This window comes from Streptomyces himastatinicus ATCC 53653, from assembly GCF_000158915.1.
Classification (GTDB): Bacteria; Actinomycetota; Actinomycetes; order Streptomycetales; family Streptomycetaceae; genus Streptomyces; species Streptomyces himastatinicus.
Genome location: NZ_GG657754.1, coordinates 3,561,301 through 3,581,921 on the forward strand (window position 1 = coordinate 3,561,301; position 20,621 = coordinate 3,581,921).

The 20,621-nt window shown below is 72.0% G+C and carries 19 protein-coding genes and 1 pseudogene; 9 read left to right on the top strand and 11 right to left on the bottom strand.

Annotated elements, in window-relative coordinates; genetic code table 11:
- Positions 1-456: 456 nt before the first annotated feature.
- On the bottom strand, positions 457-1,422 hold the full coding sequence (locus SSOG_RS14470) for a tetratricopeptide repeat protein (RefSeq protein WP_009714969.1): 966 nt from the start codon (positions 1,420-1,422) through the stop codon (positions 457-459).
- Between the two features lie 135 nt (positions 1,423-1,557).
- Between SSOG_RS14470 and SSOG_RS14475 the strand changes: the two genes are divergently transcribed.
- On the top strand, positions 1,558-2,238 hold the full coding sequence (locus SSOG_RS14475; protein ID WP_009714970.1) for a TetR/AcrR family transcriptional regulator: 681 nt from the start codon (positions 1,558-1,560) through the stop codon (positions 2,236-2,238).
- Here SSOG_RS14475 and icmA read toward each other — a convergent pair.
- The 6 genes from icmA to SSOG_RS14505 all read right to left on the bottom strand — a co-directional run bounded on the left by icmA (position 2,214) and on the right by SSOG_RS14505 (position 6,976).
- Positions 2,214-3,914: a coenzyme B12-dependent isobutyryl-CoA mutase large subunit gene (gene icmA / locus SSOG_RS14480; protein WP_009714971.1), complete on the bottom strand. Its 1,701-nt coding sequence runs from the start codon at positions 3,912-3,914 to the stop codon at positions 2,214-2,216. The genes SSOG_RS14475 and icmA overlap by 25 nt on opposite strands.
- 110 nt (positions 3,915-4,024) lie before the next feature.
- Positions 4,025-4,363 carry a DUF3817 domain-containing protein gene (locus SSOG_RS14485; RefSeq protein ID WP_009714972.1) on the bottom strand — a complete coding sequence of 113 codons (339 nt, stop codon included), beginning with the start codon at positions 4,361-4,363 and terminating at the stop codon, positions 4,025-4,027.
- Positions 4,364-4,415: 52 nt separating this feature from the next.
- Positions 4,416-4,940, bottom strand: a complete 525-nt coding sequence (locus SSOG_RS14490) for a MarR family winged helix-turn-helix transcriptional regulator (RefSeq protein ID WP_009714973.1) — start codon at positions 4,938-4,940, stop codon at positions 4,416-4,418.
- Between the two features lie 21 nt (positions 4,941-4,961).
- A complete protein-coding gene (locus SSOG_RS14495) occupies positions 4,962-6,299 on the bottom strand; it encodes an MFS transporter (RefSeq protein WP_009714974.1) in 1,338 nt (445 codons plus the stop codon).
- A gap of 42 nt (positions 6,300-6,341) precedes the next feature.
- Complete coding sequence (locus SSOG_RS14500) at positions 6,342-6,635, bottom strand: MTH1187 family thiamine-binding protein (RefSeq protein WP_009714975.1); 294 nt, start codon at positions 6,633-6,635, stop codon at positions 6,342-6,344.
- Positions 6,632-6,976: a DUF3817 domain-containing protein gene (locus tag SSOG_RS14505; protein ID WP_009714976.1), complete on the bottom strand. Its 345-nt coding sequence runs from the start codon at positions 6,974-6,976 to the stop codon at positions 6,632-6,634. Before SSOG_RS14505 ends, SSOG_RS14500 begins: the two co-directional genes overlap by 4 nt.
- A gap of 137 nt (positions 6,977-7,113) precedes the next feature.
- Between SSOG_RS14505 and SSOG_RS14510 the strand changes: the two genes are divergently transcribed.
- The 4 genes from SSOG_RS14510 (at position 7,114) to SSOG_RS14525 (ending at position 9,650) form a co-directional block, all read left to right on the top strand.
- A complete protein-coding gene (locus tag SSOG_RS14510) occupies positions 7,114-7,752 on the top strand; it encodes an AIM24 family protein (RefSeq protein WP_009714977.1) in 639 nt (212 codons plus the stop codon).
- Positions 7,752-8,402, top strand: coding sequence for an AIM24 family protein (locus SSOG_RS14515; RefSeq protein WP_009714978.1), 651 nt, complete (start codon positions 7,752-7,754; stop codon positions 8,400-8,402). The genes SSOG_RS14510 and SSOG_RS14515 overlap by 1 nt, the downstream gene beginning before the upstream one ends.
- Entirely contained in the window at positions 8,399-9,079 is a 681-nt protein-coding gene (locus SSOG_RS14520) for an AIM24 family protein (RefSeq protein WP_039937589.1), read from the top strand. The genes SSOG_RS14515 and SSOG_RS14520 overlap by 4 nt, the downstream gene beginning before the upstream one ends.
- Before the next feature lie 94 nt (positions 9,080-9,173).
- A complete protein-coding gene (locus SSOG_RS14525; protein WP_009714980.1) occupies positions 9,174-9,650 on the top strand; it encodes a MarR family winged helix-turn-helix transcriptional regulator in 477 nt (158 codons plus the stop codon).
- A 2-nt stretch (positions 9,651-9,652) separates the two neighbouring features.
- Here the strand turns inward: SSOG_RS14525 and SSOG_RS14530 are convergent, their stop codons facing one another.
- From SSOG_RS14530 to SSOG_RS14545, 4 genes are all read right to left on the bottom strand, one after another.
- Positions 9,653-11,035 carry a sensor histidine kinase gene (locus SSOG_RS14530; protein ID WP_009714981.1) on the bottom strand — a complete coding sequence of 461 codons (1,383 nt, stop codon included), beginning with the start codon at positions 11,033-11,035 and terminating at the stop codon, positions 9,653-9,655.
- Positions 11,028-11,684, bottom strand: a complete 657-nt coding sequence (locus SSOG_RS14535) for a response regulator transcription factor (protein WP_009714982.1) — start codon at positions 11,682-11,684, stop codon at positions 11,028-11,030. Before SSOG_RS14535 ends, SSOG_RS14530 begins: the two co-directional genes overlap by 8 nt.
- Before the next feature lie 63 nt (positions 11,685-11,747).
- On the bottom strand, positions 11,748-12,713 hold the full coding sequence (meaB, locus tag SSOG_RS14540) for a methylmalonyl Co-A mutase-associated GTPase MeaB (protein WP_009714983.1): 966 nt from the start codon (positions 12,711-12,713) through the stop codon (positions 11,748-11,750).
- 63 nt (positions 12,714-12,776) lie between these two features.
- On the bottom strand, positions 12,777-13,958 hold the full coding sequence (locus tag SSOG_RS14545) for an acetyl-CoA C-acetyltransferase (RefSeq protein WP_078510311.1): 1,182 nt from the start codon (positions 13,956-13,958) through the stop codon (positions 12,777-12,779).
- 154 nt (positions 13,959-14,112) lie between these two features.
- Here SSOG_RS14545 and mce point away from each other — a divergent pair, with 154 nt between their 5' ends.
- The 4 genes and pseudogenes from mce to SSOG_RS53560 all read left to right on the top strand — a co-directional run.
- Entirely contained in the window at positions 14,113-14,553 is a 441-nt protein-coding gene (gene mce / locus SSOG_RS14550; RefSeq protein ID WP_009714985.1) for a methylmalonyl-CoA epimerase, read from the top strand.
- 251 nt (positions 14,554-14,804) lie between these two features.
- On the top strand, positions 14,805-18,806 hold the full coding sequence (gene scy / locus SSOG_RS14555) for a polarized growth protein Scy (RefSeq protein ID WP_009714986.1): 4,002 nt from the start codon (positions 14,805-14,807) through the stop codon (positions 18,804-18,806).
- 196 nt (positions 18,807-19,002) lie between these two features.
- Positions 19,003-19,941, top strand: a complete 939-nt coding sequence (locus SSOG_RS14560; RefSeq protein WP_009714987.1) for a coiled-coil domain-containing protein — start codon at positions 19,003-19,005, stop codon at positions 19,939-19,941.
- A 252-nt stretch (positions 19,942-20,193) separates the two neighbouring features.
- A pseudogene (locus tag SSOG_RS53560) lies at positions 20,194-20,621 on the top strand (hypothetical protein); the annotation flags it as partial.

The window sequence follows — 20,621 nt, forward strand, 5'->3', positions numbered from 1 at the left end:
AACTGCACCCGCCGAAACACCGGCGATCACCCCCGAGCGACAACCACTGGCCACGCTTCTCGCGCAACCTCCTGGACAGGCCCTGCCCGTTGGGCAGAGACCCCCCTGTCCACGGCCGACGCCACTGCCGCCGGCCTGCCCGGTGGGGACCCACCCGCAGCACCGCACCGACCGGTTGCCGGGCTTCGTTGAAGATGGACCGAGCTTGGCCGATCGTGGTCCATTCACGGCCGGTGCACAAGGGGTTCGTTACTAGCGAGTAACGGGTAGATAACCGATCTGCGGCAGGTCGGTCGAGCCCGGGTACGCAGGGTCGCCACTCAACGGCCGGAAAGAGCGGGAGATTTAGCGGCAAGAACGGACAAAGTCCCGCCACTGCCTTACTGGTAGTAACAGCAGCCGCGTTTACCAAGTTTTGGTAAAGCGCGGCCGCTGTTCCGTTTGAGACCCGCGAGGTCAGAACAGGACGCGCGCCAACGCGCTACGCGCCGTGACCACTCGGGGATCGTCACCACCGATCACTTCGAAGAGGCTCAGCAGATGGAGCCGGGCCGCCTCGCGGTCCTCCCCCGCCGTGCGCCGCACCGCGTCGACCAAGCGACCGAAGGCGTCCTCCACATGACCGCCCACCAGATCCAGGTCGGCCGCCGCGATCTGCGCCGCCGAGTCCGCCGGACTGTCGGCGGCCGCCTTGCGCACCTGCTGCGCGTCCAGACCCTGCACCCGCTCCAGCAACTGGGCTTGGGCCAAGCCGAGCTTGGCCTCCGCGTTGGCCGGGTCGTCGTTCAGCACGTTCTGGTACGCGCGGACGGCACCGCCCAGATCGCCCGCGTCCAGCGCCTCATGGGCCGCGGCCAGCGCGCTGTCGTACGGACCGGCGGGCACCTCCGGAGCCTCCTCCTGCCCGGCGTCCTCCGCCGCGGGCTCGGCCGGGGCACCGACGATGCCGAACTGCTGCTCCGCGGCCTGGACCAGCTGGTCCAGCACCTGGCGGATCTGCGCCTCCGGCGCCGCGCCCTGGAACAGCGGCACCGGCTGCCCGGCGACCACCGCGAACACCGCGGGGATCCCCTGCACGCCGAACTGCTGGAAGAGCATCTGGTTGGCATCGACGTCGATCTTCGCGAGGACGAACTTCCCCGCGTACTCCCCGGCCAGCTTCTCCAGGATCGGTCCGAGCTGCTTGCACGGCTCGCACCACTCAGCCCAGAAGTCGATGACGACCGGTACTTCGGTGGAGCGCTGGAGGACCTCCTGCTGAAAACCCGCCTCGTCGACGTCGAAGACCAGGCGCGTGGGCGCGGGCGCGCCCGAGCGGGCGGCGTCGGCCCGTGCCTTCTCCGCCTTCTGCTTCGCTTCCCCGGCCGCCTTCACCGCGGCGAGGTCGACCACTCCACTCATGGACATGTTCCGTGGCTGCATGGTCCTATCCTCCCCTCTCGACGCGGTGAATGGAAAAGCGCATCAGCCGATCCGAGGACAGGCCGACCTTACGCTACGAGCCGTAGCGTAACTGGCCGGGACACCCGCGTCTACCTGCGAGTAGGGTCATGCGCCATGAGCCCGCCCAGCAGGCGCACAGGGCGCCCCCGCAGCGTCGAGGCCGACCGTGCCATCCTCGGCGCGACGCGTGCCGCCCTGGTCGAGCTGGGCTGGGGAAAGCTCACGATGGGCGACGTCGCGGCACGCGCCGGAGTCGCCAAGACGACCCTCTACCGCCGCTGGGCGGGCAAGAACGAACTGGTCGTGGACGCGGTCGCCGCGGTCTTCGACGAGCATCTGATGTCGGCCGACTGCGGCAGTCTGCGGGCGGACATCGAGAACGTGGTGGTGCGCTTCGCCGAGCTGCTGGAGCTGCCCGAGACCAAGACGGCGCTGATGGCCGTCGTCGCCGAGGCCACCCAGGACGAGGCGCTGGGGGCCCGGGTCCGGTCCGCGATCGTGGACCGGCAGAAGCGGCTGGTGCTGATCGGCCGGGAGCGCGCGCAGCTGCGCGGCGAACTCCCGCGCGAGGAGGATCCGGGCGCGGCGGCCCGCAACGCGGACCTGATCTTCGACGTGATCGCGGGCTCGGTGGTGCACCGGCTGCTGGTCAGCGCCGAGCCGGTGGACGCGGAATGGGCCCAGGGCTTCTCGACGCTGCTGCTGCAAGGGCTGGCCGCGGCGGCGCAGCCCGGCGGGACGACGGAGAACGGCGGGGGCGGCCCGGGCGGTCAGAACCCGGCGGGCTCGGTGTAGATCCCCCACTCCCCGCGCAGCGCGTCACAGATCTCGCCGAGCGTGGCCTCGGCGCGCACCGCCTCCAGCATCGGCTCGATCATGTTGGAGCCGTCCCGGGCGGCCGCCACCAGCGTCTCCAGCCCCTCGGCGACCTTCGCCTCGTCCCGCCCGGTCCTACGGTCGCCCAGGATCCGCACCTGCTCGCGCTCGACCTCGTGACCGACCCGCAGGATCTCCAGATCGCCGGTGACCGAGCCGTGGTGGCAGTTGACGCCGACGACCTTCTTGTCCCCCTTCTCCAGCGCCCGCTGGTAGGTGAAGGCGGATTCGGCGATCTCGCCGGTGAACCAGCCGTCCTCGATGCCGCGCAGGATGCCGGAGGTGATCGGCCCGATGGGGTGCTGCCCGTCCGGCACGGCCAGGCGGCCGCGCTCCTTGATCTGCTCGAAGATCTTCTCGGCGTCGGCCTCGATCCGGTCGGTGAGCGCCTCGACGTACCAGGAGCCGCCCAGCGGGTCGGCCACATTGAGGATGCCGGTCTCCTCCATCAGCACCTGCTGGGTGCGCAGGGCGATCTCGGCGGCCTGCTCGCTGGGCAGCGCGAGGGTCTCGTCCAGGGCGTTGGTGTGCAGCGAGTTGGTGCCGCCGAGCACGGCGGACAGGGCCTCCACCGCGGTCCGTACGACGTTGTTGTACGGCTGCTGGGCGGTGAGCGAGACCCCGGCGGTCTGGGTGTGGAAGCGCAGCCACTGCGCCTTCTCGGACGTCGCCCCGTAGACGTCGCGCATCCAGCGGGCCCAGATGCGGCGGGCCGCCCGGAACTTGGCGATCTCCTCGAAGAAGTCGACGTGGGCGTCGAAGAAGAAGGACAGGCCGGGCGCGAAGGTGTTGACGTCCAGGCCGCGGGAGAGGCCCAGTTCGACGTAGCCGAAGCCGTCGGCGAGGGTGTACGCCAGCTCCTGCGCGGCCGTCGCCCCCGCCTCGCGGATGTGGTAGCCGGAGACCGAGAGCGGCTTGTACGCGGGGATGCCGCGCGCGCAGTACTCCATCAGGTCGCCGATCAGCCGCAGATGGGGCTCGGGCGGGAAGAGCCACTCCTTCTGCGCGATGTACTCCTTGAAGATGTCGGTCTGGAGCGTGCCGTTGAGCACCGCGTGGTCCACGCCCTGGCGCTCGGCGGCGACCAGGTACATGCAGAAGACGGGGACGGCCGGGCCGCTGATCGTCATCGAGGTGGTGACGTCGCCGAGCGGGATGTCCTTGAAGAGGATCTCCATATCGGACGCGGAGTCGATCGCGACGCCGCAGTGGCCGACCTCGCCGAGCGAGCGCGGGTCGTCGGAGTCGCGGCCCATGAGCGTCGGCATGTCGAAGGCGACCGACAGCCCGCCGCCGCCCGCCTTGAGGATCATCTTGTAGCGCTCGTTGGTCTGCTCGGCGTTGCCGAAGCCCGCGAACTGGCGGATGGTCCAGGCGCGGCCGCGGTAGCCGGTGGCGTAGAGACCCCGGGTGTACGGGAACTCACCGGGCCAGCCGATCCGCTCGAACCCCTCGACCGTGTCACCCGGCGCCGGGCCGTAGACCGGCGCGACCGGATCCCCGGACAGGGTGCTGAAGTCCGCGTCACGCTTGTGCGCCGCGTCGTACCGGGCCTGCCAGCGGCGGCGGCCTGCCTCAATGCCTTCGGCGTCCATACCTCAAATTTACTAGGACGTCCTAGTAATTGTCGACGGCTGACCGCCCGTGTCGGGCCGACCGGGTGTCCGGCCGACCCGTTACCGCAGGTCGCAGGGGGAAGAGCGGCTCAGGCCCGCGCGGTCTCGGTCTCGGACCCGCTGACCAGCGGCTCCAGCTCGCGGGAGACCTTGCGCTCGACGAAGAAGGCGGCGGTCGGGATGGTGCCCGCGAGCAGCACCCAGGCCAGCTTGCCGAACGGCCACTTCGCCTTGGAGCCCATGTCGAAGGCGAAGACCAGGTAGAGGACGTACAGCCAGCCGTGCGCGATGCCGACGACGCTGGTGAACCCGGCCGCGCCGCTCACGTCCAGCAGATACTTGGCGATCACGCCGATGGTCAGCAGGATCAGCAGCACACCGGTGACGTAGGCCATCGTCCGATAGCGGGTCAGGACGCTTCGTTTCATGCGGTTGAGCGTAACCGTCCGTTCCGGGGCGATCTTCGCCGCCCCCGGCCGGTCAGGCGCCGTCTTCCCCGGCGTCCTCGAAGTCCTCCGCGTCGATCCGCAGCGGGCGCAGCAGCTGGAAGATCTCCCCGCACTCCTCGGCGTCGTACACCCCGAGCCCGAAGTCCATCGCCATCAGGTCGCGGGTGGCCGATTCGACCACCTCACGGCCCTGGTCGGTGATGGTGGCGAGGGTGCCGCGGCCGTCGGCCGGATTGGGTCGCTTGTCGACCAGACCCGACTTGACCAGGCGGTCCACCGTGTTGGTGACCGAGGTCGGGTGCACCATCAACCGCTCGCCGATCTTGGACATGGGCAGCTCACCAGACTTGGAGAAGGTGAGCAGCACCAGCGCCTCGTAGCGCGCGAAGGTCAGTCCGTACGGCTTGACCACCGCGTCGACCTGACCGAGCAGGATCTGGTGGGCCCGCATGATCGACGTGATCGCGGCCATCGACGGCACGGACCCCCATCGCTGCTTCCAGCGCTCGTCGGCGCGGGCGATGGGGTCGAACGGCAGACTGAGGGGCTTCGGCACGGTACCGACCCTACCGGCCGGTCATATCGAGGTCAGCCCGGTCTCACCCCTCGAACCGGCCACACCCGGCCCCGGTCCACCCCTACGGACCGTACGCCGCACCTCCAGCGCGACCACGAGCGAGCACAGCGCGCCGCAGCCGCCCGCCAGCGCCGCCACGGCATGCACCGGCAGGAACTCCGCGACCGCCCCCGACACCGCCATCCCCAGACCCTGCGCGGTCATCAGCCCGGCCGTCAGCACGGTCATCGCCCGGCCCCGCAGCTCCTCCGGCACCGCCGCCAGGAACCACTGGTCCAGGCCGAGGGTGTACGCGATCCCGAAGCCCGTCACCACCTGGAGGGCCAGCGCCCAGCCGAACGAGGGATCGGCGGCGTACCCGACGGCGGGCAGCGCCGCGAGCACCCCCACCGGCAGCGTCAGCCGGGCCCGTCCGCGCGGCCCCAGCAGGGAGCCCGCCAGGACCTCGCTCACGACCGCGCCGACCGGCATCCCGCACATCAGCAGCCCGAGCCCGACGGAGCCCAGCCCCTGGGCGTCCGCGAACGGCGTCAGCAGCGCCTCCGGCATCACCACGAACAGCGGCGGCACCCAGGACAGCAGCAGCAGCGCCCGGACCCTGCGGTCGGCGAACAGCTGCCGTACGCCGCGCAGCGAGTCCCCGAGCAGCGCCCCGCCCGCCCCGTCCCCCGACGTGCGGCGCGCGGGGCGGTGGCGGGTGCCGAAGCGGAGCAGCAGCGCCGAGCAGCACAGCGCCGCGGCCATGATCACCAGGACGGTACGCGGCGACACGGCGGTCAGCAGCAGCCCGCCCACCGCGAACCCGGCCAGCTGGGCGCTCTGCGCGGTGATGCGGATGACCGAGCGCCCCAGCACGAACAGATCGCCCTCGCCGACGATGTCGCCCAGCGTGGCCGCCCGGGTGCCGCTGAACACGGGCGAGATCGCCGCGGGGACGCAGCGCAGCGCGAGCAGGGCGGCCACCGGCATCCCGGGGACCGCCATGGCGGTCACACAGCCCGCGTGCACCAGGTCGCATACGACGAGCACCCGGCGGGCCGGGTAGCGGTCGGCGACGGCGGACAGCAGGATGCCGCCGATCACGTACGGCAGCAGCGCGGTCGCGAAGGTGAGGGCGCTGAGGAGGGGCGACCCGGTGAGCCGGTAGACGAGGACGGACAGCGCCATGCCGCCCGCCATCTCGCACGGCATCGAGATCAGATGCGCGGCGAAGACCGTGCGGAACTCGGGGAAGGCGAAGACGGCGCCGTAGCCGGCGCGCGGTGCGCGTACGGCGGCGGGAGTGCCGGGGCGTAACGCGGCCGGGTCCGTGGCCCCGGACCCTGAGGACGTTGGCATGTGCTCAGCCTGCCCGCAGGGGCGCCTCCGCTCCAGAGGGCGTCACTCCGAGAGGTGCCGCTCCACCGTGTCCACCTTCGAGGTGAGGCCGTCCGTCACGCCCTGGCGGATGTCGGCCTTCATGACGACGGAGACGCGCGGGGCGCGCGCCTCCACCACCGCCACGGCGCGCTTGACCACGGCCATGACCTCGTCCCACTCGCCCTCGATCGAGGTGAACATCGCGTCCGTACGGTTCGGCAGGCCCGATTCGCGCACCACCCGTACCGCGTCCGCGACGTACTCCCCCACGTCCTCGCCGACGCCCAGCGGGGTCACCGAGAAGGCGACGATCATACGTTGACCACGCCCTCGCGGCGCGCCCGCGCCGCGATCACACCGGCCTCGGCCTCGCGCTTGAGCTTGCGCTCGGCGAAGAAGCCGCCGGTGGGCAAGACACCGAGCACGAAGTAGAGCGCGGCGGTCTTCCAGCCCCACTTGGTCTTGTTCCAGGCGTCCGCCCAGAAGACCAGGTAGAGGATGAAGAGGGCGGCGTGCACCCACCCCATCACCGGCACCGCGTTGAAGTCAGTCGTGCGCTTGAGCACCGAGGAGACGAGCAGCAGGAGGAAGGACACGGCCTCGGGCGCGGAGACCAGGCGGAGCCGGCGCAGCGCGGTGGCGGTCTTGAAGTCCACGAGAGCACCTTCGCATGAGGAGACACGGACAACGGATCGGAACAGGGTGCTTGTGAAGCCATGCACAAGCGCTCCTATTGTCGCAGCCCCAGCGGCGATCATTTCTCCCGGGTGGCGGGACCGATACCGTCGGTTCCGTGGCTCACTTCCGGCTCCAGGGATCCAGGGTGCTCGCCGTCGACCTGACCGGCGACTCCGTGAAGGCGAAGAACGGCGCGATGGTCGCGTACGAGGGGGACATGACCTTCAAGAAGAGGACGGGCGGCGGTGAGGGCTTGCGCGGCATGGTGACGCGGCGGCTCACCGGCGAGCAGATGGAGGTCATGGAGGTGAAGGGGCACGGCACGTGCTACTTCGCCGACCGGGCCAGCGAGATCAACCTGGTGTCGCTGCACGGCGAGAAGCTGTACGTGGAGGCGGGCAATCTGCTCTGCACGGACGCGGCCCTGCGCACCGGCACCTCCTTCACCGGGCTGCGCGGCTCCGCACAGGGCAACGGGCTGTTCACCACGACCGTGGAGGGCACCGGCCAGGCGGCGCTCGTCTCGCACGGCGCGGCGATCGTGCTGCGCGTGACCCCGCAGACCCCGCTCCAGGTCGACCCGGGCGCGTACGTGGCCCACACCGGCAACCTCAAGCAGCACTTCCAGTCGGGCGTGAACTTCCGCGCGCTGATAGGCGAGAGCGGGGGCGAGGCGTTCCAGATCCGCTTCGAGGGCGAGGGACTGGTGTACGTGCAGCCCAGCGAGCGCAACACGATCGGGGGCGAGATCTGATGCCGTTCACCAATCTCACCTCCCGCATGGTGGAGGCCCAGGTGATGCCCGGCCGGACGCTGTTCAGCCAGCGCGGCGCGATGCTGGCCTACCGCGGCCAGGTGCGGTTCACGCCGAGCATCACCGGCGGCCAGCGCGGGGTGATGGGCATGATCGGGCGGCGGGTCGCCAACGAGGCGACGCCGCTGATGACGATAGAGGGCCAGGGCACCGTGATGTTCGGGCACGGCGGACACCACGTCCAGGTGATCGACCTGACCGGCGACACGCTGTACGTGGAGGCGGACCGGCTGCTGGCGTTCGACGGCTCGCTGCGCCAGGGCACGATGTTCCTGGGCTCGCAGGGCGGGGTGATGGGCATGGTCCGCGGCCAGGTCAGCGGCCAGGGACTCTTCACCACCACGCTGGAGGGCCAGGGTTCGGCCGCGGTGATGGCGCACGGCGGGGTGATCGAGCTGCCGATCCAGCCGGGGCGTCCGGTCCATGTCGATCCGCAGGCATATGTAGCCCACCGGGGTGATGTTCGCAATAAGCTCTCGACGGCCCTCGGCTGGCGCGACATGGTGGGCCGCGGCTCGGGGGAGGCCTTCCAGCTGGAGCTGTCCGGCACCGGCACGGTCTATGTCCAGGCATCGGAGGAGAAGCTGTGAACGGCCCTGTCATCCACGACGCGTACACGCTGCCGGTCGACGACAACGTCAATCCGTACGCCTTCAGCGTGGAGCTGGACGGGCAGTGGTTCCTCCAGAAGGGGAAGATGGTCGCCTACTACGGGCAGATCGGCTTCCAGGGCATCGGGCTCGGGCGGCTCGACCGGCTCGTCGCGGGCAGCTTCCACTCGCCGCTGCACGCCGCCGAGTGGGTGGTGGCCGAGGGCAAGGGCAAGATGGTGCTCGCCGACCGCGCCTTCGACGTCAACTCCTATGACCTGGACGACGGGAACCTCACCATCCGGTCGGGCAATCTGCTCGCCTATCAGCCGTCGCTGGCGCTGAAGCAGTCGATCGTGCCGGGCTTTCTGACGCTCATCGGGACGGGGAAGTTCGTGGCGGCGTCCAACGGGCCCGTGGTCTTCATGGAGCCGCCGATCCGGGTCGATCCGCAGGCGCTGGTGGGGTGGGCGGACTGCCCCACGCCCAACCACCACTACGACCACGAGTATCTGCGCGGGGTCATGGGCGGCATCCGGGCGCACACCGGGCTCGGGGGCACCTCGGGTGAGGAGCACCAGTTCGAGTTCGTGGGCGCCGGGACCGTGCTGCTCCAGTCGACGGAGGATCTGATGGAGGAGATAGCCGTCGGCGCGACCGGGGGTACCGGTTCGTGAGCGTGAACATGCGGAGTGTAACGTCGAACAGGTGACCTCTAGCCCGATACATCCATTGGTTCGGAATTCAACTTCTATAGGTAGAATACATCCCATGGAGACCGAGAACGGCACACGCTGGCTCAGCGATGAGGAACAGCGCGCCTGGCGCACCCACCTGGACGTCAGCCGGCTGCTGACCTACCAGCTCGAACGAGACCTCCAGCCGTTCGGCCTGACCATGAACGACTACGAGATCCTGGTCAACCTCTCGGAGTCGGAAGAGCACCGGATGCGGATGAGCGACCTCGCGTCCGCGACGCTCCAGTCCAAGAGCCGTCTGTCCCATCAGATCACCCGGATGGAGAACGCCGGGCTGGTCCGCCGCGAGAACTGCGAATCCGACCGGCGCGGGCTCTACGCCGTCCTCACCGAGCAGGGCTGGGACACTATGCGCAAGGTCGCGCCCCACCACGTCGAATCGGTGCGCAAGCACTTCATCGACCTGCTCTCCCCGGCCGACCTGGAGGCGCTGTACGGGTCGCTGGTGCCCGTGGCCGACCATCTGCGGATCCAGCGCGGCCGCGTCTAGCGTCACCCCAGCGGCAGGCGCACCTCGAACAGCGCGCCGCCGCCCGGCGCCTCACCGACGGTCAGCGTGCCGCCGTGCCGCAGCACCACGTCCCGCGCGATGGCGAGGCCGAGCCCGGCCCCGCCATCGTCGCGGCTGCGGGCGTCGTCGAGCCGTACGAACCGCTCGAAGATCCGCTCGCGTTCGGCCTCCGGCACCCCGGCGCCGTCGTCGGCGACCGCGACCACGCCCTCGGCGCCGTCCGTCCGCACCGACACCCGCACCTCGCCGCGCGCGTGCCGCTGCGCGTTGTCGACCAGGTTGCCCACCACCTGGGTGAGCTGCCCGCGGGAGCCGGTGGCGGCCACCGCCGCCAGGTCGGTGCGCACCGGCACCCGGTCCCCGGTCCGCTGCTCCACCGTCTCCCGCACCAGCTTGTCCAGCTCCACCCTGCTGTCCGCGCGGGGGCGCTCCCCCGCGTCCAGCCGGGCCAGCAGCAGCAGATCGGCCGCCAGCCGCTGGAGCCGCACCACGTCCTCGACCGCGCCCGGCAGGTCCAGCAGTTCGGGGTGGGCGACGCCCACCTCCAGCTGGGTACGGAGCGAGGCCACCGGGGAGCGCAGTTCGTGCGAGGCGTCGGCCACGAACGCCCGCTGCCGCTCCACCGCCGCCTCCAGCGCGGTGAGGGTCTCGTTGGTGGTCCGGGCCAGCCGCGCCACCTCGTCGTGGGAGTCCGGCTCGGGCACCCGCCGGGACAGATCCGTACTCGTCGTGATCGCGGACATCTCCTGCCGGATGCCCTCCACCGGCCGCAGCGCGCGCCGCGTCACCAGCCAGGTCACCCCGGCGACCACGAGCAGCAGCAGCGGCAGCCCGATCAGCATCGCCTGCCGCACCGTGCCGACCGCGTCGCGCTCGGTGGCCAGCGGGGCGCCCGCGTAGACGGTGACCTCGTCGCCCTGCGGGCTGGTGGCCTCCACGGCCGCCCAGCGGTAGTCGGCGGTGGTGCCGTCGATCCGGGCGGAGCCGTTGACGTACTTCACGTCCCCGTCGACCTCGCCCTCCTCGCGCTCGCCTTCCGGCGCCACGGACACGGGACGCACCGACGGGCTCGCCGTCCCCGTCACGGCCTCCAGGTCCTCGCTGACCGCCCGCACCCGGCGCTTGTCGTCCACCACCTGCACGGGGGTGTCGTCGTCCAGGTCCAGGGCGCGGTAGCCGGTCCCCGCGGCTATCTTCGAGGCCACCTCGCGCGCCTCGACCTGGGCGTGCAGCCCGGCCTGGTCCGCCAGGTTGCCCTGGAGCACCCGCAGCACCGCGAGCCCCGCGGCCACCAGCGCCACCGCGACCACCACGGTCGCGCCCAGCGCGGCCCGCGCCCGTACCGAACCGAATGCCCTACCCACGGAGCCGGTACCCCGCTCCCCGCACGGTCTCGATGAACCCGGGCCCCAGCTTGCGGCGCAGCGCGCTCACGTACACCTCGACGATGTTGGGGTCGCCGTCGTACGCGAAGTCCCACACGTGCTCCAGGATGTCCGCCTTGGAGCAGACGTCCCCGCCGTTCATCGCCAGGTGCTCCAGCACCGAGAACTCCTTGGCGGTCAGGGACACCTCGTCCCCGTCCCGCTCCACCCGGCGCGCGCCCCGGTCCACCGCGAGCGCCCCCACCCGCACCACGGGCGAGGCCCCGGAGCCGCGCCGCCGCAGCAGCGCCCGCACCCGGGCGACCAGCACGACGTACGAGAACGGCTTGGTCAGGTAGTCGTCGGCGCCGGTGTCAAGACCCTCCGCCTCGTCGTACTCGCCGTCCTTCGCCGTGAGCATCAGGATCGGCACCTCGTGCCCGGCCGCCCGCAGGGCGCCGCAGACGCGGTAGCCGTTCATCCCGGGCAGCATGATGTCGAGGACGATCAGGTCGTACGTGCCCTCCTGCGCCCGGTGCAGCCCTTCCCGTCCGTCGTGCACCACGTCGACCGCGAACCCCTCGGCCCGCAGCCCCTTGGCCAGCGACAGGGCGAGCCGGCGCTCGTCCTCCACAATCAGCAAACGCATGGGGCCAAGCGTCGCAGAGCCCACCTGAAGGTTCCTTCAGGTGGGCCGCCTGCCTACGCCCGGCTACGTCCCCTCGGTGACTCCCGCCACCAGCTCGTCCGCCGCCGCGTACGGGTCCAGCTCGCCCGCCACCACGCGCTCCGCGAGCGCGCCCAGGCGGCGGTCGCCGTGCAGATCGCCGATGCGGGCGCGCAGCGCGGTCACCGCGATCGTCTCGACCTCGCCCGCCGCGCGCCGCATCCGGCGCTCGGCCAGCACGCCGTGCTCCTCCATCCACGCCCGGTGCTTCTCCAGCGCCTGGACGACCTCGTCGGTGCCCTCGCCGCGCGCCGCGACGGTCTTCACGATCGGCGGCCGCCAGTCCCCCGGAGCCCGGGCCTCGCCCAGGCCCAGCATGTGGTTCAGCTCGCGGGCGGTGGCGTCGGCGCCCTCCCGGTCGGCCTTGTTGACCACGTACACATCGCCGATCTCCAGGATCCCGGCCTTGGCCGCCTGGATGCCGTCGCCCATGCCCGGGGCGAGCAGCACCATGGTCGTATCGGCCTGGGCGGCGATCTCCACCTCGGACTGGCCGACGCCGACCGTCTCCACGATCACCACATCGCATCCGGCCACGTCCAGCACCCGGATGGCCTGCGGGGCGGCCCAGGCGAGGCCGCCCAGATGCCCGCGGGTGGCCATGGAGCGGATATAGACGCCGGGGTCCGAGGCGTGCTCGGACATCCGGATCCGGTCACCGAGGAGCGCGCCGCCCGAGAAGGGCGAGGAGGGGTCGACGGCGAGCACCCCGACCCGCTTCCCCGCCCTCCGGTACGCCGAGACGAGCGCGGAGGTCGACGTGGACTTGCCGACCCCCGGCGAACCGGTCACCCCGACCACGTACGCACCCTGCGCCAGCGGCGCCAGCGCGGCCATCACCTCGCGCAGCCGCGGGGAGTCGCCCTCGATCAGCGAGATGAGCCGGGCGACCGCGCGCGGCCGCCCCTGCCGGGCCTGTTCCACCAGCGTGGGCACATCAGCGTCAGCCATGGGTGCCGCGCTCCTCATCACTCGTACGGACGACCGGATCCGGCCACGTCATACCCCGGGGAGTTATGCCCCCGGGACGCGGACGATCAGTGCGTCGCCCTGGCCGCCCCCGCCGCACAGCGCCGCGGCGCCGACGCCGCCGCCGCGCCGCTGGAGCTCCAGCGCCAGGTGGAGCACGATGCGGGCGCCGGACATGCCGATGGGGTGGCCGAGGGCGATCGCGCCGCCGTTCACATTCACCTTTTCGGAGGAAAGGCCCAGGTCCTTCATTGACTGCACGGCGACCGCGGCGAACGCCTCGTTGATCTCGATCAGGTCGAGATCGTCCACCGTCAGCCCCTCCTTGCCCAGCGCGTGCGCGATCGCGTTGGACGGCTGGGACTGGAGCGAGTTGTCGGGTCCGGCCACATTGCCGTGGGCGCCGATCTCGGCGATCCACTCCAGGCCCAGTTCCTCGGCCTTCTCCTTGCTCATGACGACGACGGCGGCCGCCCCGTCCGAGATCTGCGAGGACGATCCGGCCGTGATCGTCCCGTTCCCGTCGCGTGCGAAGGCCGGGCGCAGCTTGCCCAGGGACTCCGCGGTGGTCTCGCCGCGGATGCCCTCGTCCTTGGCGAAAACGACCGGGTCGCCCTTGCGCTGCGGGATCTCGACCGGGGTGATCTCGGCGTCGAACAGGCCGTTCTTCTGGGCGGCGGCGGCGCGCTGATGGGAGCGGGCGGCGATCTCGTCCTGTTCGGGGCGGCCGATGCCGAGCCGGGTGTTGTGCGCCTCGGTGGACTCGCCCATGGCGACGTTCTCGAAGGCGTCGGTCAGACCGTCGTGGGCCATGGCGTCGAGCATCTGGATCGCGCCGTACTTGTGGCCGTCGCGGGAGCCCGGCAGCAGATGGGGCGCGTTGGTCATGGACTCCTGGCCGCCGGCCACCACGATGTCGAACTCCCCGGCCCGGATCAGCTGGTCGGCGAGCGCGATGGCGTCCAGTCCCGACAGGCACACCTTGTTGACGGTGAGGGCGGGGACGCTCATCGGGATACCGGCCTTGACGGCCGCCTGACGTGCGGGAATCTGTCCGGCACCGGCCTGGAGCACCTGTCCCATGATCACGTACTGCACCTGGTCACCGGTGACCCCGGCCCGCTCCAGCGCGGCCTTGATCGCGAAGCCGCCCAGGTCGGCGCCGGAGAACGAGCGCAGGCTGCCCAGGAGGCGGCCCATGGGGGTACGGGCTCCCGCCACAATCACAGATGTCGTACGAGTCATGGTGCGTCCTCCGCGGGGAGAAGGAAGTTAACGAGGGTTATCGTCAATGTACTGACGAGTACCCGCCCGGTCACCGCCCCATCGGTGTGATCGCGCGCACGTTGCGTAACCGGCCGTGTAGCGGTGCACTAAGCCCATGCTGACGAGAATCGACCACATCGGGATCGCCTGTTTCGACCTGGACAAGACCGTCGAGTTCTACCGTGCCACGTACGGCTTCGAGGTGTTCCACTCCGAGGTCAACGAGGAGCAGGGCGTCCGTGAGGCCATGCTGAAGATCAACGAGACCTCGGACGGCGGGGCCTCCTACCTCCAGCTGCTGGAGCCGACCCGGGAGGACTCCGCGGTCGGCAAGTGGCTGGCGAAGAACGGTGAGGGCGTCCATCACATCGCGTTCGGCACCGCCGACGTCGACGCCGACTCCGAGGCCATCCGCGACAAGGGGGTGCGCGTGCTGTACGAACAGCCCCGACGTGGGTCGATGGACTCGCGCATCACGTTCCTCCACCCCAAGGACTGCCACGGTGTGCTGACCGAACTCGTGACCGCGGCAACACCCGGTGAAGCGGACCACTGAAGCGGACCACTGACCTACCCCTTCCCCGGCCGGTAGAGTGCAGGCTCGGCCGGGGTACGGGAATCGGAGGGATCGGGGTCCGGCCCGGGCTGAGCCGATGATCTGACACCATTTCTTCGGAAGGGCCAGCTCCGGTCCGCCCGGCACGCATCACGCCGGGACGGGGCCGAGAGGGACCGCAAGGGACTGCCAGGAACCGCGCGGTACGGAGCCGGCCGCCACCGCGACCAGGGGACGGATGGGACCGCGCAGTGCGGGGCTACGACCGCTACGAGCCTGACGATCACCTCTCGAAGTTCGAGGCCGAGATGGAGCGGCTGAAGAACGAGCGGGAGAAGGCCGTCCAGCACGCCGACGACCTCGGCTACCAGGTCGAGGTTCTGCGCGCCAAGCTGCACGAGGTGCGGCGCGCGCTGGCGAGCCGTCCTGCCTACGACAGCGGCAACCTCGGCTACCAGGCAGAGCAGTTGCTGCGGGACGCGCAGCTCCAGGCGGAGCAGGTGCGCGCCGACGCCGAGCGCGAGCTGCGGCAGACCCGTGCCCAGACCCAGCGGCTGCTCCAGGAGCAGTCCGAGCAGCAGGCCCGACTCGAAGCCGAGCTGCACGCCGAGGCCGTGGCCCGCCGTCAGCGCCTGGACCAGGAGCTGGCCGAGCGCCGCGCCACCGTCGAGTCGCACGTCAACGAGAACGTCGCCTGGGCCGAGCAGCTGCGCAACCGTGCCGAGGCGCAGGCCCGACGGCTGCTGGACGAGTCCCGGGCCGAGGCCGAGCAGGCGCTGACCGCCGCCCGCGCCGAGGCGCAGCGCCTCGCCGACCAGGCCAGGGACCGGCTGGGCTCGGAGACCGAGTCGGCCCGCGCCGAGGCCGAGGCGATCCTGCGCCGGGCCCGCACCGATGCCGAGCGGCTGCTGACCAAGGCGGCGTCGCAGGCCCAGGAGGCCACCGAGCGCGCCGAACAGCTGCGCACCTCCACCACCCAGGAGTCGGACCAGGCCCGTCGGCACGCCGTCGAGCAGACCCGCGCCGCGGAAGCGCGGATGCTGGAGGCCGAGACGGCGCTGCGCGAGGCGCGCGCCGAGGCCGAGAAGGTGCTCGGCGAGGCGAAGGACGCGGCGGCCAAGCAGCTTTCGGCCACGGATTCGGACAACGAGCAGCGCGCCCGCACCGCCAAGGCGGAGGTCGCCCGGCTGGTCGGCGAGGCCACCAAGGAAGCCGAGCTGATCCGCGCCGAGGCCGAGCAGCTGCGGGACGACGCCCGCGCCGAGGCCGAGCGGCTGCTCGCCGAGGCCGGCGACGACGCCCGGGCCAGGGTCGCCGAGGACTCGGCGGCGCAGCTGGCCAAGGCGGCGCGCAGCGCCGAGGAGGTGCTGTCCCGCGCCTCGGAGCAGGCGCAGGCCACCACCAAGGCGGCGGCCGAGGAAGCGGAGCGGGTCCGGCGCGAGGCCGAGGCGGAGGCCGACCGGCTGCGCGGCGAGGCGCACGACACCGCCAACCAGCTCAAGGGCGCGGCGAAGGACGACACCAAGGAGTACCGCGCCAAGACCGCCGAGCTCCAGGAGGAGGCGCGCAGGCTGCGCGGCGAGGCCGAGCAGCAGCGGTCGGACGCGGTCGCCGAGGGCGAGCGGATCCGGGCCGAGGCGCGCCGCGAGGCGGTCGAGCAGATCGAGGAGGCGGCCAGCACCGCCGAGGAGCTGCTGGCGAAGGCCAAGCAGGACGCGGAGGAGACGCGTTCGGGCGCGACCACCGAGAGCGAGCGGGTCCGCACCGAGGCGATCGAGCGGGCGAACGCGCTGCGCCGCCAGGCCGACGAGCTGCTGAAGCGGGCCCGCGGCGAGGCCGAGGAGCTGGTGACCTCGGCCGAGGAGCAGGCCGCGCGGGTCAAGGAGGAGGCGGCCCGGACCGCCGAGGAACTGCGCGAGGAGGCCGAGCAGACGGCCGAGGCGCGGCGCAGCGAGGCCGAGGCCGAGCTGACCCGGCGGCACGAGGAGGCGGAGGCGCGGTTCAGCTCCGCCGAGCAGGAGTTGAACGACGCGCGGACCGAGGCCGAGCGGCTGCGCCGGGAGGCCGCCGATGAGGTCGAGCGGCAGCGCGCCGAGTCCACGGAGCGGCTGGACGCCCTGCGGCAGCAGGCCGAGGAGGAGGCCGACCGGCTGCGCGACGAGGCCGCAGCGGACGCGTCCAACGCGCGCGCCGAGGGCGAGTCGGTGGCGGTGCGGCTGCGGAGCGAGGCCGCCGCGGAGGCCGAGCGGCTGCGGAGCGAGGCGCAGGAGACCGCTGACCGGGTGCGGGCGGAGGCGGCGAGCGCCGCCGAGCGCATCGGCGCCGAGGCCGCGGAGGCCCTGGCGGCCTCCCAGGAGGAGGCGGCGCGCCGCCGCCGCGAGGCCGAGGAGCTGCTGGGCGACGCCCGCGACGAGGCGCAGCGGGAGCGTACGGCGGCGCGCGAGCAGGGCGAGGAGCTGCTGGCGGCGGCCCGGACCCGGGTCAGCGAGGCACAGGCCGAGGCGCAGCGGCTGGCCGAGGAGGCCGAACAGCACGCGGCGGACCTGGTGTCGGCCGCCGAGCAGCACGCCCAGTCCGTACGGGACTCGGTCGCGGGGCTGCACGAGCAGGCCGAGGCGGAGATCACCGGGCTGCGGCAGGCCGCCGAGCACGCGGCGGAGCGCACCCGGCACGACGCCCAGGAGGAGTCCGACCGGGTCCGCGCGGACGCGTACGCGGAGCGGGAGCGCGCGTCGGTCGACGCCTCGCGGGTGCGGCGTGCGGCGCACGAGGAGGCGGAGGCCGCCAAGTCGCTCGCGGAGCGCACGGTCGCGGAGGCGATCGCCGAGGCGGAGCAGCTGGGCGCGCGTTCGCGCGACGACGCCAACCGGCGCCGCTCGGAGGCCGCGGAGCAGGCGGACCGGCTGCTCGGCGAGGCGAACCACGAGGCCGAGCGGCTGCGCGCGGAGGCCAACGAGACGCTGGACGAGGCACGCAGGAGCGCCAACAAGACCCGCGCGGAGGCCGCCGAGCAGGCCGACACCCTCGTCAGCGGCGCCACGGAGGAGGCGCAGCGGATCGTCGCCGAGGCCACCGCCCGGTCGCAGACGCTGCGTACGGAGGCGGCGGACGCGCGGGCGACCGCGGAGCAGGACGCAGCGCGCACCCGGGCGCAGGCCCGCAGCGACGCCAACAACATCCGCTCGGAGGCGGCGGCCCAGGCCGACCGGCTGGTCACCGAGGCGTCCAACGAGGCGGACCGGCTGCTCTCGGAAGCCGCGGCGGAGGCCGAGCGGCTGCGCACCGAGGCCGCGGAGACGGTCGGTTCGGCGCAGCAGCACGCGCAGCGCACCCGCGCCGAGTCCGAGCGGATCGCGGCCGACGCGGCGGCCGAGGCGGAGCGCATCCGTACCGAGGCGCAGAACGAGGCCGACCGGCTGGTCGACCAGGCGCGCGAGGACGCCAACAAGCGCCGCTCCGACGCGGCCGAGCAGGCGGACCGGCTGGTCACCGAGTCCTCGGCGGAGGCCGAGCGGCTCACCACCGAGGCCCAGGAGTCCGCGCTCCAGGCGACGGCCGCGGCCGAGGAGCAGGCGGACGTCATGGTGGGCGCGGCCCGCCAGGAGGCCGAGCGGCTGGTGTCCGAGGCCACCGCGCAGGCCAATGGCCTGGTGGAGAAGGCCCGTACGGACTCCGACACGATGCTGGCCGAGGCCCGCGGCGACGCGACGGCCATCCGGGAGCGCGCCGAGGAGCTGCGGGCGACGACCGCGGCCGAGGTGGAGGAGCTGCACGAGCGGGCCCGCCGGGAGTCGGCGGAGCAGATGAAGGCGACCGGCGAGCGGGTCGACAAGCTCGTCGCGGCGGCGACCGCGCAGCTGATGAAGGCCGAGGAGAAGGCGAAGTCGCTGGTCTCGGAGGCCGAGACCGAGGCGAGCCGGGTGCGGATCCAGGCCGTGAAGAAGGCCGAGGGGCTGCTGAAGGAGGCCGAGCAGAAGCGGCTGGAGGCCGAGAAGGACGCCGAGCGCACCAAGTCCGAGGCGACGTCGGAGGCGAAGGAGATCGTCGACGAGGGCAAGCGCGAGCTGGAGCTGCTCAAGCGCCGCCGCGAGGACATCAATGCGGAAATCACCCGTGTCCAGGACGTGCTGGAGGCGTTGGAGTCTTTCGAGACCCCCGCGTCGGGCGGCGCGGGCGGCAAGGAGAACGGCGGAGTGAAGACGGCGGCGGGAGCGGGAGCGACCCGGTCGAGTGGAAAGCGGTCCGATGGGTAGGGGAACACGGTCCGACGGCTAGCTGCACGAGGCGTGTCGTGTCCGTATCATCCCGACGAGTGACAAGGTCTCCGTCTTACGTCCACTCAAAAGGCTGGACATTCTCCAGATCAAACGGACGTTGACTCGATGACACGCCGTTCGGCCCCCTAGGATTTGCTCTATCACCTCACCGGTCTCTTTCGACAGGAACCCCATGAGCGACACTTCCTCCCCCTTCGGCTTCGAGCTCGTGCGGCGTGGGTACGACCGCGGTCAGGTGGACGACCGCATTACCAAGCTCATCGCCGACCGTGACAGCGCACTGTCCCGCATCACCTCGCTCGAGAAGCGCATCGAGGAGCTGCACCTCGAAACGCAGAACGCTCAGGCCCAGATCAACGACGCGGAGCCGTCCTACGCGGGACTCGGCGCCCGGGTCGAGAAGATCCTCCGCCTCGCCGAGGAAGAGGCGAAGGACCTGCGCGAGGAGGCCCGCCGGGCCGCCGAGCAGCACCGTGAGCTGGCCGAGTCCTCCGCCCAGCAGGTCCGCAACGACGCCGAGGCGTTCGCCGCCGACCGCAAGGCCAAGGCCGAGGACGAGGGCGCGCGGATCGTCGAGAAGGCGAAGGGCGAAGCCACCACGCTGCGTCAGGAGGCGCAGAAGGACGCCCAGTCCAAGCGCGAGGAGGCGGACTCCCTCTTCGAGGAGACCCGCGCCAAGGCCGCACAGGCCGCCGCCGACTTCGAGACGAACCTGGCCAAGCGCCGCGAGCAGTCCGAGCGCGACCTGGCCTCCCGTCAGGCCAAGGCCGAGAAGCGGCTCGCGGAGATCGAGCACCGCGCCGAGCAGCTGCGCCTGGAGGCCGAGAAGCTGCGCACCGACGCCGAGCGCCGCGCCCGCCAGACGGTGGAGACCGCCCAGCGCCAGGCCGAGGACATCGTGGCCGACGCGAACGCCAAGGCGGACCGCATCCGCAGCGAGTCCGAGCGCGAGCTGGCGGCGCTGACCAACCGCCGCGACAGCATCAACGCCCAGCTGACCAACGTCCGCGAGATGCTGGCCACGCTGACCGGCGCCGCGGTGGCCGCAGCCGGGAACCCGGGCGAGGAAGAGGCCGCCACGCGCGGCGTCCCGGCCCAGCAGACCCGGTGACGCTCGGTCATGGCTTAGCGCTCCGTGCCCCGTGCCGCCAGCAGTAGCGGCGCGGGGCACGCGCATGTGGTGCGCCGCTCGGCGGTGCCCCGCCTGCTGCGCGGCCGGGGCCCGTCTGTGGGTGCGCCGCTCGCCGTACGCAAGGGTGTGCGCGCACGCCGCAGCGGTGCGCCGAACATCTGCGAGGGCGCGGCGTTCCTCGGGAGCTGCCGGGCGCACGGGACAGCCCGCGGCTCGCGTAGCCTCGGCAGGGTGGATGACCTCAGCCTCGCCGCACTCGGGTTCGGCGACGTGCCCGCCGAAGTGCCGCTCATCTACCCCGGGCGGCCCGTCACCACGCCCACGCTCCTCACCGGCGGCGAACTGCACCCCCTCGACCTGACGCTGCTGGAGCGGTACCGGCAGCGGCATCCGGTCATCGCGGTCGGGTCCAACGCCTCCCCCGCCCAGCTGCACTACAAGCTCAGCAGGCCCGGGCACCCCGCCACCGTGCCGATGGTTCCGGTGCTGGTGCACGGCATCGCGGTCGGCTGCTCCGCGCACATCGGGCGCTACGGGTACGTCGCCTCCGCCCCGTACGGCGACCCCGCCGCCCGCACGCCGCTGGTCGTCAGCTGGCTCGACGACGCGCAGCTCGACGCCGTGGACCGCACCGAGGTGCCCAACTACCAGCGGGTCCG